Below are 16165 nucleotides of genomic sequence, written 5' to 3'. Positions count from 1 at the left end.
TCCGGGCCAGGGGGCTGCGGTCGGGGCGCGGCGGTCGGCGGGACCGGCCGAACGGGCCACCCGGCCGCCGGCGGCTCGGGCCGGTGGCGGATGACCCGCTCGGGCGTCGTGACGCCATGACGTCACAAAGTCACCAGGTCACAAGGTCACCAGGTCATGACGTCGTGACTCGACGACCGGCTGCGACAACGTCACATCGCCGAACTGTTGTTGATCACACAGATGTCGTCGACGACGCCGTCGTCCTCGACGTCGATGCCGTGCGCCACGACGTCGACCTCGTCCTCGGCCTCGGTCGGCTCCGGGTTGATGGAGTCACTCATGCTGACCTCCCTCTGCAGTGCGGCGTCCGCTACGCCGGCCCGGGAGAAACGTAGGGATCCCCGGTATGGCGGCGATTAGGCGGCGGTTCGATTTCGGTATGACGGTTGGTCATATGCCGTTCTGCTCTTCGTTCCTGGCTCTTCACTCCGGCTCCGGACCGACGGCCCACCGCACCCGTGCGCCACGTGCTTCCCCTTCGTCCCGTCCGCCCCGTGCACCCGGCTCGCTCAGTGGAGGTGGACCGGCACCCGGTCGGCGGTCCGGCCGGCCCGCTCCCGGGCGTACGCGTACAGCAGCGCCGGCATCTCGTACCGCACGGTGTGGGCGAGCCCCTCCGCGTCGGCGACGGTGAGCAGGCTGGCCTCCAGGAGGTCCTCCAGCACCCGCACGGCCGTCCCCGGATCGCAGTCCAGCACCGCGGCCGCCCGGTCCAGGGTGAACACCGGCCGGGCCAGCAGGCCGAGCCGCAGCACCGCCCAGTGCGCGGCCTCCGGCAGTTCGCCGACCGACTCGGCCAGACGCACCCGCACCAGCGGATCGCCCCCGCACAGCTCGTCCAGCAGCGCCCGGCCGCCGCCCAGCCGCGCGACGTACTCGCCCAACGGGACGTGCCGCAGGAACGCCAGCCGGTCGGCGACCAGCCTGACCCCGAGCGGCAGCAGCCCGGTCGCCCGGACGATCCGGGCGGCGGACTCCCGGTCCGCGTCGACCCGTTCGGCGCCGATCGTCCGGCCGAGGAACTCCACCGCCTCGTCCGCGGTGAAGGGCGGCAGCCAGACCCGGTGGGCGCCCTCCAGGCCGATCAGCCCGGGCCTGGCGGTGACCACGACGGCGCTCTCCCCCGCCTCCGGCAGCAGTGGCCGGACCTCGGACTCCCGGCGGGCGTCGTCGACGACCACCAGCGCGCGGCGCCCGGTCAGCCACAACTGCCAGGCCCAGCGCGGGTCGGAGCACTCCGCGGCGGGCGGCGCGCCGGTCGGACCGTCCCGTTCGGCGCAGGCGGTGGCCGCCAGCAGCTGGCGCAGGACGTCGTCCAGCGGGCGGGGGCGGCCGTCCTCCCCGCGCAGCCGGACGAACAGCCGGCCGTCCGGGAACTGTTCGGCCAACCGGTGCGCGGTGTGGACGGCGAGCGCGGTCTTGCCCGCGCCCAGCGGTCCGGTCACCACCGCCAGCCGGCCGGCGCCACCCGTGAGCACCTCGGCCAGCCGGCGCACGGGGGCCGCGCGGCCGGTGAACGCGGGCGGGTCGGTGGGCAGCAGGTTCGGCGCCGCCACCCGGTGCGGGCGCGGAGGCGGCGGCCGCAGCTCGGCGGGCGGCGCGGGCCTCGCCTGGACGGGGCCGGCCTCGCAGAGCAGCGAACGGTAGAAGCGCGCCAGGGCCGGGCTCGGCGGCAGGCCGAGTTCATGGGCCAGCGTCTGCCGCAGCTCGTCGTAGACGGCGAGCGCCTCGGAGCGGCGGCCGGCCTGGCACAGGGCGGTCATCTGCAGCATCCGCAGGCGTTCGCGCAACGGGTGCCGCTGCGCGGTCTCGGTGGCTCGCTCGATCGCCTCCGCCCCGCGCCCGGCGGCGAGTTCGGCGTCCAGCCAGTCCTCGAACACACCGAGGAAGCGGCGGTCGAGGCGCTGCGCGGCGCTGTCGATCAGCGGGACGTCCCGGAACCCGTCGAGCGCCGAGCCGCGCCACAGCTCCAGGGCCTCGGTGAGCGCCCCTGCCCTGGCCTGCTGTTCGAAGCGGAGCGCGTCGAGCTCCCCCTCGGCGGTGTGCAGGACGTAGCCGCCGGCCTGGTGGCTGATCCGGGTGGCCCCGAGGGCGGTTGCGTGTCCCGTGCCGGATCCGGGACAGGAAGCGTCCGCGCCGGACTCGGGACCGGCCAGTCGGCGCAGCCCCGAGACGTACACCTGGAGGTTCTTCCGGGCGGTACGCGGCGGCGCGTCGTCCCACAGCGCCTCGACCAGGGAGTCGGCCGACACCCGGGTATTCGCGTGGGACAGCAGCGCCGCCAGGAGAATCTGTTGTTTCCGTGATCCCGGATCGACGGCCCGACCGTTCTCCAGCACGTGCAGCGGCCCGAGAATCCCGAATCTGACCGCCATCTCACGCCAACTTGATGACGAAGGAATGCCCTTCCACCTCGGCGTCCGAAACAGCGTCGAGCCGCTGTTTCACGGAATTGAGGACAGCGACCTCGTCCTCGCTGAGCCGGGACAGCACGTCCCGTTGCTCCAGTGTCAGCAGGTCGACCGGGTTGCCCGCCTGCCGGAGGGCGGCGAGGGCGTCGAATGTCATGGTCCCCTCCTTCTCGGATGCCAGATCATCATCACCGCCGCCCGGGACGCCGTCCATGAGACCTTTGGGCCAGAAACCGCCTTCGGCGGGGGAGGACGCGAGAATCAGTGCGAGCAGTCCGGCCTGCAGTCTTGACCGGAGTCCCAGTTTCGCCAGAATGGCGGTGACGAACCGTTTGACGGTGCGCTCACTGATATTGAGTTCGTAGGCTATCGAGCGATTGTCGTACCCGAGGCCCAACAGCTGCAGCACGGTGCGCTCCCGGGGCGTCAGCTCCCGGGTCAGCGGCAGCGCCGCCGCCGGCGGTAGCGGTACCCCCGGCGCGCGTGGCGCTCCGCACGCCGGACACACCGGATCTCCACCACCCATCGACGGGATCCCCCCTCCGGCGGCACACCACTGCGGTGCCCTCATGCTGACGCTCCCGTCGGGCACCGGCAAGAGGTCGAACGTGCCCGGATGATGCCAACAGCACGCCCGGGAGCGGCGGTCAGGCCTCGTCGAACGGCTCGTCGCTCCACCGGAACCAGGCGCGCCCGCCGTCGACGTGCAGCAGGAACTCCGCCACCGGCCCCGCCGGTGCCACCAGCGACAGCGCGCCCGCGATCCGCTCGTAGCTCACGTCGAACCGCTCGTACTCCTCCGCGTCGAGCAGCGCCAACGACTCCTCGAACCACGCCCGCACCGCACCGAACGCCGCCGTCGGCACGAACCGCCCGTGCAGCCACGGGAAGTCCGCCTCGTCGATCACGATCTCACCGAGCACCTCCCCCTCCCGCACCAACCGCCAGCTCTCCCCGAGGAACCCCACCTGGCACCACCCGTCCTGTCGTCGATCGGCCGTCGGTCGTCAGCCGTCGGCGGTCGCTGGTCTTCCGTCGACCGCCGTTCGTCATCTCATCGTTCATCGTCCGTCGCCGGCGACCCGCCACCCATCGCTGGCCACCCCTCGGCCCTCGCTCCTCGACCCTCGCCCGTCACCCCTCGGCCGGCGCGAGCCGCGGGTCACCCACGCCGACACCTCCGGCCCCTGCTCACACTTTGCAAAGTGCACTTTGCAAAGTGCGGAGGACTGCCGGGGCGCCGCCTCCCCGGCGGCGCCCCGCGAGGTCAGAGGGTGGCCGGAGCGACTTCGGCGAGGGCGTCGAGGACGGGGCGGATGAGCGGGTGGCCGTCGGCACCGGCGCGGACGGCGGCGAAGACCCGGCGGGTGGCGAGGGCACTGTCGACGGGGCGGACGGCGACCCGGGCCAGGTCTACGCCGAGAAGGGCCGAGCGCGGGACCAGAGCCACGCCGGCACCGGCCGAGGCGAGGGCGACGACGGCGCGGAAGTCGTCGGAGGAGTGCACCAGGCGCGGCTGGAAACCGGCGTGCTCGCAGGCCAGCAGCACCACGTCGTGGCACGGGTTGCCCGGGTAGGGGCCGATCCACGGTTCGTCGCCGAGGTCGGCCATCGCGACCGGCCCCTCTGCGGCGGCCAGCGGGTGGGCGAGCGGAAGAACGGCCTCGAAGGGCTCGGCGTAGAGCGGGACGCGGGTGAGCCGGGCGTCGTCGGCACGCGGGGCGCCGCGGTACTCGACTGCCACGGCGAGGTCGGCGCGACCGTCGAGCAGCATCGGCAGGCTGGCGTCGCCCTCGGCGTCGAGCACCTTGAGCCGGACACCGGGGGCACGGGTGGCGAGGGTGCCGATGGCGGGCGCGAGGACGAGCGAGATGCCGGTGGCGAAGGAGGCCACGGTGACCTCACCGGAGACGCCGGCGCTGTAGGCGGCGAGGTCGGCCTCGGCCCGTTCGAGCTGGGCGAGGACGGCGTCGGCGTGACCGAGCAGGATCTCCCCGGCCGCCGTGAGCCGCACGCCACGGCCCTCGCGGGCGAGCAGGTGGTGGCCGGTCTCCTGCTCCAGGGCGGCCAGCTGTTGCGAGACGGCGGAGGGGGTGAGGTAGAGCGCGGCCGCCGCGGCGGTCACCGTCCGGTGGTCCGCCACCGCTCGCAGGGTCCGCAGCCGTCTCGCGTCGATCACAGACCAATTCTGCCAGCGTCGATGGGACTGCCGGGGCGGGGGTGACGAACCGGTCGGGAGGGACTACGGAGTGGGAAGTCGGCCCCGCCGACTTCCCACTCCCGGCAACACCGCACGCAGTACTCCGGCGACCCCCTGCCCCTCGCCCCGGATCCCCGCCCCCAGCACTTTGCAAAGTCACACTTTGCAAAGTGCAACGAGAGGCGATCCCCTTGATTCCCGGGCGCACAGCCTCCTCGACGCTCCTTCCCGCACTTTGCAAAGTGTGACTTTGCAAAGTGCGGAGCGGGGAGGGAGAGCGGGGAAAGAGTGCGGTGAGGCGAAGCGGCACAGCGGCACAGCGGCACAGCGGCACAGCGGCACAGCGGCACAGCGGCACAGCAGCAGTGGAGCGGAGAGAAAGCGAAGGCGCGCCCGAAGAGGACCAGGGCGAGGGAGCGGAAGGGCGAGCCCGACGAAGCACAGCCCGGTGCCGGACACCTCCGCAGCGAGCCGCGCCACCGGCACGGAGCCGACCGGCCCCGGAAACCGCGAACGGGAGTGGGAAGTCGGTCGGGCCGACTTCCCACTCCCGCGGCGGGAGGGTGGGGCAGGTGGTCTTGGTGCTGTGCGATGTCGGCGGGGCCGGCCCCGCCGACATCGCACAGCGGTTCTGGAGCCCGTGGCACGTCCGGTTCCGAGCGGACGTGCCACGGGCGATCGAGGGGGAACGGGCCCGGCAAGGGGCCGTTCCCGGCGACCGCCACCGCGTGAGTGACGCGGCGGACGAACGGACGCAGCGGTCACAGCGTCACGGCGGTCGCAGCGGTAGCCGGCGGTTGCGGCAAGCGCAACAGCGCGGGAGCTACTCCCCCAGCGCGGCGCGCGCGTCCACGAAGGCGGCGACGGCGCGCTCGACGTCCTCGGTGGTGTGCGCGGCGGAGAGCTGGACCCGAATCCGGGCCTGGCCGTGCGGGACGACCGGGTACGAGAAGCCGATCACGTACACGCCGCGCTCAAGCAGCAGCTCGGCGAGCCGGCCCGCCTTCGCCGCGTCGCCGATCATCACCGGCGCGATCGGGTGGTCCCCGGGCAGGATCTCGAAGCCCGCCTCGGTCATCTTCGAACGGAACAGCGCGGTGTTCGCCGCCAGCCGCTCCCGCAGCTCGTTCGAGCTCTCGACGAGGTCCAGGACCTTCAGCGAGGCGGCCGCGATGACCGGCGCGAGCGAGTTCGAGAACAGGTACGGGCGCGAGCGCTGGCGCAGCAGCGCGACGATCTCCCGACGCGCGGCCACGTAGCCGCCGGAGGCACCGCCGAGCGCCTTGCCGAGGGTGCCGGTGATGATGTCGACCCGGTCCATGACGCCGTGCAGCTCCGGCGTGCCGCGCCCGCCCGCGCCGACGAAGCCGACGGCGTGCGAGTCGTCGACCATGACCATGGCGTTGTAGCGGTCGGCGAGGTCGCAGATCTCGCGCAGCGGGGCGACGTAGCCGTCCATCGAGAAGACGCCGTCGGTGACGATCAGGCGGCGGCGCGCGTCCTGGCTCTCCTTGAGCTGCTGCTCCAGGTCGGCGAGGTCGCGGTTGGCGTAGCGGTGGCGGCGGGCCTTGCAGAGCCGGATGCCGTCGATGATGCTCGCGTGGTTGAGGGCGTCCGAGATGACGGCGTCGCGCTCGTCGAGCAGGGTCTCGAAGACACCGCCGTTGGCGTCGAAGCAGGACGAGTAGAGGATCGTGTCCTCCTGGCCGAGGAACGCGGAGAGGCGGTCCTCGAGCTGCTTGTGCACGTCCTGGGTGCCGCAGATGAAGCGGACGGACGCCATGCCGTAGCCCCAGCGGTCGAGCGCGTCCTTGGCGGCGTCGAGCACCTCGGGGTGGTCGGCGAGGCCGAGGTAGTTGTTGGCGCAGAAGTTGAGGACCTCGCCCGGGGTGCCGCCCGCGGTGACGGTGACGGCGGCACTCTGCGGGCTGCCGATGACGCGCTCCGGCTTGAAGAGGCCGGCCTCACGGATCTCTTCGAGGGTGGCGGCGACCTCGTCGCGCACGTTGTCGAACACAGCTGCTCCTAAAAGGATCGTCGGATCGGCGAGGGTGCTCAGGCGGTCCAGTCGAGGATGACCTTGCCGCAGCGGCCGCCGGCCGCCTCGTCGAAGGCTGCCTCGAAGTCGGTGGCGGCGTACCGACCGGTGATCACGGGGCTGAGGTCGAGGCCGCCCTCCAGGAGGACGGACATCGCGTACCAGGTCTCGAACATCTCCCGGCCGTAGATGCCCTTGATGGTGAGCATCGAGGTGACGACGGAGGCCCAGTCGATCGGGAACTGCTCGGCGGGCAGGCCCAGCATGGCGATCTTCCCGCCGTGGGTCATGTTGGCGATCATCGACTGCATCGCCTCGGGCCGGCCGGACATCTCCAGGCCGACGTCGAAGCCCTCGCGCAGGCCGAGCTTCTGCTGGCCCTCCTCGATGGTGTGCTCGGCGACGTTGAGCGCCAGCGTGACACCGACCTTGCGGGCGAGGTCGAGGCGGTACGGGGAGACGTCGGTGATCATGACGTTGCGGGCGCCGGCGTGCTTGGCGACGGCGGCGGCCATGATGCCGATCGGGCCGGCACCGGTGACCAGAACGTCCTCGCCGACCAGCGGGAAGGACAGCGCGGTGTGCACGGCGTTGCCGAACGGGTCGAAGATCGCGGCGACGTCGAGGTCGACGGGGACCCGGTGCACCCAGACGTTGGAGGCCGGCAGGGCGACGTACTCGGCGAAGGCGCCGTCGCGGTTGACGCCGAGGCCGACGGTGTTGCGGCAGAGGTGGCGGCGGCCGGCCAGGCAGTTGCGGCACTTGCCGCAGACCAGGTGGCCCTCGCCGCTGACCAGGTCGCCGACGGCGATGTCCGCGACGCCGGCACCGAGCTCGGCGACCTCGCCGACGAACTCGTGGCCCAGCACCAGCGGGGTCCTGATGGCCTGCTGCGCCCAGCCGTCCCACTTGCGGATGTGCAGGTCGGTACCGCAGATGCCGGTGCGCAGCACCTTGATGAGCACCTCGCCGGGGCCGATCGCCGGGGTGGGGACGTCCATCAGCCAGAGTCCCGGCTCGGCCTTCTGCTTGACGAGTGCCTTCACGGCGGTGGCTCCTGACGCACGGTGGGGCGGCCTGGTGTGGGCAGGCCGACGAGGCCCGGCGGTGGCGGCCCCCGGGAGGGCCGGAGGGTGGTGACGGGGCCGGGGTCCTGGTGTCGGTCCTGGCGTCCGTAATCCGGGCAGGCAGAAATCTGCCTGGTCGGAGGGGGTGCGGTCCATCGAGGAATTCTTAAGGGCCGCGACAGCTGGGCTGAACGATCGTGCCCGAGCTGCGCCCGGGGCCGGTCGCGGCGTGCCGGTCGGCACCCCGACGGCGGAGCGCGCGGGGCGCGTTCGGGGCGCACGGAGCGCCCGCCCGGCGGCCCCGCCGGACCGCGACCCGACCCGGGCGGTCCACGCCGGTCCACGCCGGTCCACGCCGCTCCGGTCAGTCCCGGCCCGGCCCGGTCCGGTCAGTCCCGCCGGACGGCGACGGCGTGCCCGACCACCGCCGCGGTCCCGAGCAGAACGGCGGCGAGCGCGAGCAGCAGCGCGGTGGAGCCGACCAGGTCCGCCGACCGGTGGTGGCCGGAGAGCCGGGTGAGCATGAGGTTCACCGGCGGCAGGCCCTTGCCGAGGGTCAGGACGAGCAGCAGCGCGAGGGCGAGCAGCAGTCCGTGCCCCTGTCGCCGGACCACCGGCCGGGCGGTGAGCAGGCCGACGGCGGCGCCGGTGCAGGCGCAGGTGAGCTGGACCTCGACGCCCAGGAGCAGGTCGGCGGCGGTGGGGCTGTGGTCGCCGACGAGCAGCGGCAGGAGCAGGCCGAGGGCGGCGAGGGGCAGGCAGGCCGCCAGCGCGGCGAGGACGGTCCCGGTGGTCAGGCGCCGGTGTCCGCCGGTGGCGGCCGTCAGCACGGCCCGGTGGGGCGGGTCGTCGAGCCCGGCCAGCGCCATGGTGAGCCAGGTCGCGGCGAGCAGCATCGCCAGGCCGGAGGCAGCGTGGGCGGCGGTGAGCGGGCCGGTGTCGTTGCTGGTGAGCACGGTGACGAGGGCGGCGAACAGGAGCAGCGGGGCGAGGTAGCGCTGGGAGAGCAGCAGGGTGGTGAGCCGGTAGCGGACGAGGGCGGTCATCGGGCGGTGGTCCTCGGGGTGGGTGCGGGCGCCGGTTCGGCCGCAGCGGGGGCCGGTTCGGGCGCGGGCCGGGTGACGGCTTGCACGGACCAGTCGTCGCGGAGTGCGGCGAGCAGGACGGCGTCGGTCCTCGACCGGTCGACCCGCAGGTGGAGTTCGGCCCCGTGGCGCTCGACGGCGAGGACACCTGGAAGGTCGAGAAAGCCGGGAAGGTCGAGAACACCGGGGAGGTCGGGGCCGCCCCGGCGGGTGAGGACAACCACCACGGGCGCGCCCGGGCCGGGGTCGGCGCGGCGGGTGACCCGTCCGTCGGCGACGGTGTGCACGGCGGTGGCGTGCGTCCGGGCGAGGGCCTCGCGGTGGTCGGTGAACACCACCGCCCCGCCGGCGGCGGCCGTCTCGGCGAGGATCCCGGCGAGCGCGGTGTGGGCGGAGGCGTCGAGGCCGGACCACGGTTCGTCGAGGACGAGCAGGTCGGGCGGCACGAGCAGGGCCTGCGCGAGCGCGACCTTCTGGGCGTTGCCCTTGGAGAGGGTGCGCAGCGGGGCGTCCGGGCCGCCGGCGAGGGCGAGGCGGTCCAGCAGTCGGCCGGCGCGGTCCCGGGCGGTGGCGGTGGGCAGGCCGCGGATGCGTCCGAGGTGGGTGAGGTAGGCCATGGCGGTGAGGCGTTCGTGGGCGGTGAAGCGGTCGGGGACATAGCCGACGGAGGCCCCCTGGGCGGTGGCCGTTCCGGTGCGGCGGCCGGCGGTGGGGCGGGTGAGGCCGGCCAGGATCCGTAGCAGGGTGGACTTGCCGGAGCCGTTGGCGCCGACGACGGCGAGCACGTCGCCGGGTGCGAGGTCCAGGTCGACGTCGCGCAGGATCCAGCGGCCCCGTCCGTAGCGTTTGCCTACGGCTTCGCAGTGCAGCAGCACCTCGGTGTTCCCCTCCGTCGGTCGGGCGGTGGGCACCTTACGCGGCGGCCGGTAGGGGGCGGATATGGTGCGGGCCGATCCGGTGGTGGCGCGACCGGGGCCGGGCCGGGTGGCTGACGGGTGGGTCCGTTCGGGCCAGCGGGTGGCCGCAGGGCGCGCGGTGGCGTTGAGCGGCGCATACGGTGGCGATCGCTCCCCCTTGCGGGCCCGTGGAGCGGTGCTCCGGGTCCGTCCTGCCCAGAGAGGCGCCTCGACGATGACGAATCACGACCGCGTGCCGAATCGTGTGACGACGGCCCGAGCCACGACCCCGCGCCGCCCGGCCGCGGCCCGACCGGGTACGACCCGCGCGGCTACGGCCCGGGCGGCCTCGGCCCGGCCCGCCCCGGCGGCAGTCGCGCTGGCGCTGGCCGGGCTGCTGGCCTCGGCCGGCTGTTCGGGCGGCTCCTCCGCCGGCTCCCCCGCGGCCGGGGCGGTGACGGCCGTCCCGGCGGCGCTCAGCCCCTCGGCCTCGGCTTCGGGCCCGAGCGCGAGCGCGACGCTGCTCAGCCCCTCCCCGACCACTCCCACCACGTCCTCGGGCGGCTCCGCGGGCCCGACCGCGCTGCCGTTGACGCCGGACGTGACGGCCCGGCTGGACACCGCGGTGCAGCGGGTGCTGACGGAGGCCTCGGTGCCGGGGGTGATCGTCAACCTGTCGACGCCGCAGGGCGAGTACCTGAAGGCCTTCGGTGTCTCCGACAAGGTCGCGGGCACGGCGATGGTGACCGGGCTGAACATGCGGATCGGCAGCGAGACGAAGACCTTCACCGTCACCGGTCTGCTGCGGCTGGTGGACCAGGGCAAGGCGGGGCTGGACGACCCGATCGGCAAGTACGTCTCGGGCGTGCCGAACGGTGACACGATCACCCTGCGCCAGCTGTCCGACATGCGCAGCGGCCTGTTCTCGTACACCCAGGACGAGGACTTCGTGGCGGCGCTCCAGGCGGACCCGCAACGCTCGTTCACGCCGGACCAGTTGCTCGCGTACGCGTTCAAGCACCCGGTGAACTTCGCCCCGGGGGCGGAGTTCGACTACTCCAACACCAACACGGTGCTGATCGGGAAGGTGATCGAGAAGCTGGGCGGGCAGCCGCTCGGCGAGTTCCTGAAGAAGGAGGTGTTCGACCCGGCGGACCTGGGCCGGACGGTGTTCCCGACCACGAACGCGTTCCCGCAGCCGCACTCCCAGGGTTACACCAACCAGACCGCGGACGGGACGATCGCGGACGCCACCGACTGGAATCCGTCCTGGGGTTGGGCGGCGGGGGCGATGATCTCGGACCAGGCGGACATGAAGAAGTGGGCCAAGGTGCTGGCCACCGGCACGCTGCTGACTCCGCAGACGCAGGCGCAGCGGCTCCAGCCGCAGCCCTCGGCGGTGCCGGACACCTGGTACGGGCTGGGGGTGTTCTACAACCACGGGTGGATCGGGCACAACGGCTCGCTGCCGGGCTACCAGACGGTGGTGGTGTATCTGCCGTCCGCGCAGGCCTCGTTGGTGGTGCTGCTGAACACCGACATCACGTACAAGGGGTCGGCGCCGTCGACGCTGTTCGCGAAGGCGATCACGGAGGTCGTCTCGCCGGGGAACGTCTACGACCTGCCGGCGGCCCCGGCGGGCGGGGACGAGCCCTCGGCGACGGCGGACGCGTCGGTGTCGACCTCGGTGACGCCGCCGGTGCCTTCGACAGCGTGACCTGGCGGGCGTGACCGGGCGGGCGTGACCGGGCGGGCGTGACCCGGCACGGGTGCGTGACCCGGCGCGGGTGCCAAGAGGCGGTCAGCCCCCGAGCACCCGCGCCAGGTCGTAGGAGACCGGCTCCTCCAACTGCTCGTACGTGCAGCTCTCCGGCGCCCGGTCCGGGCGCCAGCGCCGGAACTGCGCGGTGTGCCGGAAGCGGGTGCCCTCCATGTGGTCGTAGGCGACCTCGACGACGCGTTCGGGGCGCAGCGGCACCCAGGAGAGGTCCTTCTTCCCGGTCCAGCGGCTCTGGGCCCCGGGGAGTCTGGCGTCGGCGTGGGCGGCCTCGTCGGCCCAGGCGCCCCAGGGGTGGCCGGCGAGGTCGGTGGTGCGCAACGGCGCGAGTTCCTCGGCGAGTTCGCTGCGGCGGGCCATGCTGAAGGCGGCGCAGACGCCGACGTGCTGGAGGCGGCCCTCGGCGTCGTGGATCCCGAGCAGCAGGGAGCCGACGACGGGTCCGCTCTTGTGCTCGCGGTAGCCGGCGACCACGCAGTCGGCGGTGCGCTCGTGCTTGATCTTGTACATGGTGCGTTCGCCGGGCCGGTAGGGCTGGTCGAGGGGTTTGGCGACGATGCCGTCCAGTCCGGCGCCCTCGTACTGGGCGAACCAGGTCTCGGCGAGGTCGCGGTCGGTCGCGGCGGGGGCGGTGAAGACGGGGTCGGCGGCGTCGGCGAGGGCCGTTTCGAGGGCGGCGCGGCGGGCCGCGAGCGGCCGGTCGAGGAGGGATTCGTCGCCGAGGGCGAGCAGGTCGAAGGCGACGAAGGAGGCGGGGGTGCGTTCGGCGAGCAGTTCGACCCGGCTGGCGGCGGGGTGGATGCGTTCGAGGAGTTCCTCGAAGCGCAGCCGGCCGTCGCGGGCGATGACCACCTCGCCGTCGAGGACGCAGCGCGGGGGTGTTTCGCGGCGCAGGGCCGTGACGAGTTCGGGGAAGTAGCGGGTGAGGGGTTTGCCGGTGCGGCTGCCGATCTCGATCTCGTCGCCGTCGCGGAAGACGATGGCGCGGAAGCCGTCCCATTTGGCCTCGTACTGCATGCCGGGCGGGATCTTCGCGACGGACTTGGCGAGCATCGGGGCGACGGGCGGCATCACGGGCAGGTCCATGCTTCCGATCCTCGCGCCGACGCGGTCCGCACGCGCGGCGGCGCGCGGGCGGCACGCGGGCCTCACGAGCACCCAGGTAGGTACGCGCGCCCAGGTCAGGACAGGCGCGTCGGGCGGCGCGCGCTTAGCGTGAGTGGCATGGGCTCTGCCGTGGAACTGGACGTCGCCGGACGCACCGTCCGGCTCTCGAACCCCGACAAGGTGTACTTCCCGGAGCGCGGCTTCACCAAGCTGGACGTCGCCGAGTACTACCTCGCGGTCGCGGACGGGGTGCTGCGCGGGCTGCGGGACCGGCCGACCACGCTGCAGCGGTTCCCGGACGGGGTGGAGGGCGAGTTCTTCTACCAGAAGCGGGCCCCGAAGGGCCTGCCCGACTGGCTGCCGACCGCGCGGATCGCCTTCCCGAGCGGGCGGTCGGCGGACGAGATCTGTCCGACCGAGCCGGCGGCGGTGCTGTGGGCGGCGAACCTCGGCTGTCTGACCTTCCACCCGTGGCCGGTGCGCCGCTCGGACACCGACCATGTGGACGAGCTGCGGATCGACCTGGACCCGCAGCCGGGCACGGACTTCCGGGACTCGGTGCGGGTCGCGCACGAGCTGCGGGCCGTCCTGGAGGAGCACGGGCTGCGGGGGTGGCCGAAGACCTCGGGCGGGCGCGGGGTGCACGTGTACGTGCCGCTGGTGCCGGAGTGGACGTTCACCGACGGGCGGCACGCGGTGATCGCGCTGGGCCGGGAGCTGGAGCGGCGGCTGCCGGGGCGGGTGACCACGGCGTGGTGGAAGGAGGAGCGCGGGGAGCGGATCTTCGTCGACTACAACCAGATGGCGCGGGACCGGACGATCGCCTCCGCCTACTCGCTGCGGGCCCGGCCCCGGGCGACGGCGTCGACGCCGCTGCTGTGGGAGGAGCTGGACGACGCGCTGCCGGAGGACTTCGACCTGCGGACGGTGCCCGCCAGGTTCGCGGAGGTGGGCGATCCGCACGCGGGCATGCAGGACGAGGCGTTCCGGCTGGAGGCGCTGCTGGAGCTGTACGAGCGGCAGGTCGCGGACGGCGCGCACGGCGAGCTGCCGTATCCGCCGGACCATCCGAAGGCGGCGGGCGAGCCGACCCGGGTGCAGCCGAGCCGGGCCCGGAAGAAGACCTGAGCGCAGGACCCGGCCCCGTGGGAGCACCCCGCTCCGGGTGTGACGTGATCACGTAGGCTGATCGCCCACGAAGATCACCAAGAGGATCACCAAGGGGCGGGGAACGATGGCTGCACGGGGGCTGCGGGAGATTCTGGCGGACGCGGGGAGCGGGGTGTTCCCGCCGTCGGACGGGTCGGTGACGGTGGTGCCGCAGCCGTCGCCGCGCGAGGCGGGGGTGCTGTCTTTCTCCGCGCACGCAGTGGTGTTCACCGACGAGGACCCGGACTGGGTGCGGGCGACGCTGGCGGCCACGCCGAGCGACCCGCTGGCCGCGCCGCTGTGCCCGCCGTTCCTGAGCGCGTTCGCCCGCCGCACCGGACGGGAGAACGGCAACATCGACCTGCTGACGGTGGCCGACCGCCTGCCCGGCGAGCCGCCGCTGCCGCTCGCCCCGGTCGAGGACCGGGAGCATCCCCGGGTGGTGCGGGCGCTGCGCTACCGCGACGACGTGCGGGTGTTCGAGGCCGAGGGCGGGAACGGGGTCCTGGTGCTGGGGCGCGGCGTCGCCGGGCGCTGGGAGTGTGCGATCGAGGTCGGTGCGGCGGCCCGGGGCCGGGGCCTGGGTCGGGCGCTGGCGCTGGCGGCCCGGCACCTGGTCCCGGACGGTGCTGTGGTCTGGTCGCAGCAGGCGCCGGGCAACGCGACCAGCGTGCGGGCCTTCCAGGCCGCCGGCTACCGGCCGGTGGGCGCGGAGACGCTGCTGGTGGTGGGGCGGCCGTGACCGCCGACCGCACCGCCGGGACGGCCGACGTCGCCTCCGGAACGGCCGGCTTCGCCGCCCTAGCCGACCTCGCCGCCGTCCCCGAGGAGGTGCGGGCCCGGCTGGTGACCCGCTTCGGGCCCGGCGCCCGGGAGTGGTGCGCACAGCTGCCGCGGCTGGTGGACGAGCTGGCCGGGCGCTGGGGCCTGGCGGTGCGGGCGGCCGGCGGGGGCGGCACGTCGCGGGTGTTCCGCTGCGAGCGGCCGGCCGACGGTGCCGTGGTGTGGCTCAAGCTGACGCCGGACACCGAGGTGGCCCGGCAGGAGGCGGTGGCGCTGACCGCGTGGCGGGAGGTGCCCTCGGTGGTGGGGCTGCTGGCGGAGGACGTCGGGGCCGGGGCGCTGCTGCTGGCGGACGTCCGGCCGGGGACGACGCTGCGCGAGCGCGGTTGGCGGCCGGCGGAGGTGGCGGGGATGCTGACCGGGCTGCGCTCGGTGCCCGCGCCGTCCCGTGCCGCCCTCCCGTCCCTGGCGGAGCGGCTGGACTTCCTGTTCGACCTCACCGAGCGGCGGGCCCCCGGTGTGTCGACGGCGGACGCCCGGGCCCTGACCCGCGAGCTGACCGGCGACGGCGCCCCGCTCGGGCTGGTCCACGGCGACCTGCACCCGGCCAACGCGCTGCTCGGCCCGGCCGGTCCGGTGGCGATCGACCCGCGCGCCTGCCTGGGCGACCCGGACTTCGACCTGGTCGACTGGGCCCTCGAAGGCGTGGCCGACCGGGCGGCGCTGTCCGACCGGATCTCGGAGCTGACCGACCTGGTCGCGGGCGCGGACGCCGACCGCGTCCTCGCCTGGTGCCGGGCGGCGGCCGTCCTGATCGCCGCCCCGCGCGTCGCCGCCGGCCGTGGGGACGCCGGCACGGTGTTCCTGCGGGAGCTGGCGGGGCTGTAGCGGGGCCTCCCTCAGCGGGCGGACGGGCCTCGGCGGGGGGACGGACCGGGACGCCCGGCGATCCCGGGTCCGCCGCCCGTCGAGGGCGACGGGCGGTGGTTCTCCGCGTCCTTGAGCTCCCGCCGGAGGTCCGACAGGATCGTGGAACCCGGCTGGAAGTCGTACGACTCCAGGCCGGACAGGTCGAGGTCCCGGCGGAGGGCCGCCACCGCCAGGTCTCGCCACCCGTAGAGCTCCTCGGGACGCCGACCGCCCTCCCGCTCCCAGGTCCGGCAGCAGTGCCGCAGGCCGAGGACGGCGCCCCGGGCGGTGGCGGTCGCGCACATGCCGCCCGGCCCGTAGAACCAGCCGTTGAGCGCCGCCGCCACCCGCCCCGCCGCCTCCGGGGTGAGCGGGGAACCGGCGGCGTGCGACAGCCCGCCCAGGATCCGGAAGGCCTCCGGGTAGGACTCCAGCCTGACCTTGTGAAGATCCAGTGCCCAGCCGGACTTGAGGTCGGTCAGCCACCCGGCCCGTTCCCGCCGCTGCTGCGCGAGGGTCAGTGCCGCCCCGACGGCGGCCACCACCAGGGCAACGAGCCCGGACAGCAGGGCCGTGACGATCTGCTCGCTCATGATCCCCGCCTCCGTCACCGGCCGTCCGACGCGCCCATGATGGCAGCCCGACGCACCGTCAGCAGCCTTTTGCCACAAGCGAGTTGTTCGTCCCCGTCCGGGCCGGGG

Annotated in this window: 15 protein-coding genes; 4 read left to right on the top strand and 11 right to left on the bottom strand. The window is 74.0% G+C overall.

From position 1 onward, the window contains the following. Positions 1-191 precede the first annotated feature (191 nt). From IF01_RS51130 to IF01_RS0124540, 9 genes are all read right to left on the bottom strand, one after another. The gene (locus tag IF01_RS51130; RefSeq protein WP_255360214.1) at positions 192-323 is read right to left on the bottom strand and encodes a hypothetical protein; all 132 of its coding nucleotides are present in this window, start codon (positions 321-323) and stop codon (positions 192-194) included. Positions 324-551: 228 nt separating this feature from the next. Beyond that, entirely contained in the window at positions 552-2417 is a 1866-nt protein-coding gene (locus IF01_RS0124575) for an AfsR/SARP family transcriptional regulator (RefSeq protein ID WP_030395701.1), read from the bottom strand. Position 2418: 1 nt separating this feature from the next. Continuing rightward, complete coding sequence (locus tag IF01_RS50245) at positions 2419-2979, bottom strand: helix-turn-helix domain-containing protein (RefSeq protein ID WP_286163180.1); 561 nt, start codon at positions 2977-2979, stop codon at positions 2419-2421. 121 nt (positions 2980-3100) lie between these two features. After that, the gene (locus tag IF01_RS0124565) at positions 3101-3421 is read right to left on the bottom strand and encodes a hypothetical protein (RefSeq protein WP_030395699.1); all 321 of its coding nucleotides are present in this window, start codon (positions 3419-3421) and stop codon (positions 3101-3103) included. Between the two features lie 299 nt (positions 3422-3720). Then, positions 3721-4632: a LysR family transcriptional regulator gene (locus IF01_RS0124560; protein WP_030395698.1), complete on the bottom strand. Its 912-nt coding sequence runs from the start codon at positions 4630-4632 to the stop codon at positions 3721-3723. A gap of 844 nt (positions 4633-5476) precedes the next feature. Further along, the gene (locus IF01_RS0124555) at positions 5477-6670 is read right to left on the bottom strand and encodes a glycine C-acetyltransferase (RefSeq protein WP_030395697.1); all 1194 of its coding nucleotides are present in this window, start codon (positions 6668-6670) and stop codon (positions 5477-5479) included. A 38-nt stretch (positions 6671-6708) separates the two neighbouring features. Beyond that, entirely contained in the window at positions 6709-7737 is a 1029-nt protein-coding gene (tdh, locus tag IF01_RS0124550; RefSeq protein ID WP_030395696.1) for an L-threonine 3-dehydrogenase, read from the bottom strand. Positions 7738-8147: 410 nt separating this feature from the next. Beyond that, a complete protein-coding gene (locus tag IF01_RS0124545) occupies positions 8148-8804 on the bottom strand; it encodes a hypothetical protein (RefSeq protein ID WP_030395695.1) in 657 nt (218 codons plus the stop codon). After that, positions 8801-9712, bottom strand: coding sequence for an ABC transporter ATP-binding protein (locus tag IF01_RS0124540; protein ID WP_051756150.1), 912 nt, complete (start codon positions 9710-9712; stop codon positions 8801-8803). The genes IF01_RS0124545 and IF01_RS0124540 overlap by 4 nt, the downstream gene beginning before the upstream one ends. Positions 9713-9992: 280 nt before the next feature. Between IF01_RS0124540 and IF01_RS0124535 the strand changes: the two genes are divergently transcribed. Then, positions 9993-11456, top strand: a complete 1464-nt coding sequence (locus IF01_RS0124535) for a serine hydrolase domain-containing protein (RefSeq protein WP_233290138.1) — start codon at positions 9993-9995, stop codon at positions 11454-11456. Positions 11457-11540: 84 nt separating this feature from the next. Here the strand turns inward: IF01_RS0124535 and IF01_RS0124530 are convergent, their stop codons facing one another. After that, complete coding sequence (locus tag IF01_RS0124530; RefSeq protein ID WP_030395692.1) at positions 11541-12602, bottom strand: ATP-dependent DNA ligase; 1062 nt, start codon at positions 12600-12602, stop codon at positions 11541-11543. 150 nt (positions 12603-12752) lie between these two features. On the opposite strand from IF01_RS0124530, the gene ligD reads away from it, so the two are divergent. The 3 genes from ligD to IF01_RS42250 all read left to right on the top strand — a co-directional run bounded on the left by ligD (position 12753) and on the right by IF01_RS42250 (position 15443). Then, positions 12753-13751, top strand: a complete 999-nt coding sequence (gene ligD / locus IF01_RS0124525; protein ID WP_030395691.1) for a non-homologous end-joining DNA ligase — start codon at positions 12753-12755, stop codon at positions 13749-13751. A gap of 106 nt (positions 13752-13857) precedes the next feature. Next, positions 13858-14514, top strand: a complete 657-nt coding sequence (locus tag IF01_RS0124520) for a GNAT family N-acetyltransferase (protein WP_030395690.1) — start codon at positions 13858-13860, stop codon at positions 14512-14514. Beyond that, positions 14511-15443 carry an aminoglycoside phosphotransferase family protein gene (locus IF01_RS42250; RefSeq protein WP_078880260.1) on the top strand — a complete coding sequence of 311 codons (933 nt, stop codon included), beginning with the start codon at positions 14511-14513 and terminating at the stop codon, positions 15441-15443. The genes IF01_RS0124520 and IF01_RS42250 overlap by 4 nt, the downstream gene beginning before the upstream one ends. A gap of 11 nt (positions 15444-15454) precedes the next feature. On the opposite strand, the gene IF01_RS0124510 is transcribed toward IF01_RS42250, so the two are convergent. Beyond that, entirely contained in the window at positions 15455-16057 is a 603-nt protein-coding gene (locus IF01_RS0124510; protein ID WP_030395688.1) for a hypothetical protein, read from the bottom strand. Positions 16058-16165 lie beyond the last annotated feature (108 nt).

The organism is Kitasatospora purpeofusca, from assembly GCF_000718025.1.
In the GTDB taxonomy this organism is placed as follows: Bacteria; Actinomycetota; Actinomycetes; order Streptomycetales; family Streptomycetaceae; genus Kitasatospora; species Kitasatospora purpeofusca.
The sequence above is the reverse complement of the archived record's forward strand: the minus strand, read 5'-3'. Positions and strand labels throughout refer to the sequence as shown.

Coding starts and splice junctions, on each gene's coding strand:
- IF01_RS51130 (WP_255360214.1), bottom strand. CDS start 323: ATGAGTGACTCCATCAACCCGGAGCCGACCGAGGCCGAGGACGAGGTC.
- IF01_RS0124575 (WP_030395701.1), bottom strand. CDS start 2,417: ATGGCGGTCAGATTCGGGATTCTCGGGCCGCTGCACGTGCTGGAGAAC.
- IF01_RS50245 (WP_286163180.1), bottom strand. CDS start 2,979: ATGGGTGGTGGAGATCCGGTGTGTCCGGCGTGCGGAGCGCCACGCGCG.
- IF01_RS0124545 (WP_030395695.1), bottom strand. CDS start 8,804: ATGACCGCCCTCGTCCGCTACCGGCTCACCACCCTGCTGCTCTCCCAG.
- IF01_RS0124530 (WP_030395692.1), bottom strand. CDS start 12,602: ATGGACCTGCCCGTGATGCCGCCCGTCGCCCCGATGCTCGCCAAGTCC.
- IF01_RS0124520 (WP_030395690.1), top strand. CDS start 13,858: ATGGCTGCACGGGGGCTGCGGGAGATTCTGGCGGACGCGGGGAGCGGG.
- IF01_RS0124510 (WP_030395688.1), bottom strand. CDS start 16,057: ATGAGCGAGCAGATCGTCACGGCCCTGCTGTCCGGGCTCGTTGCCCTG.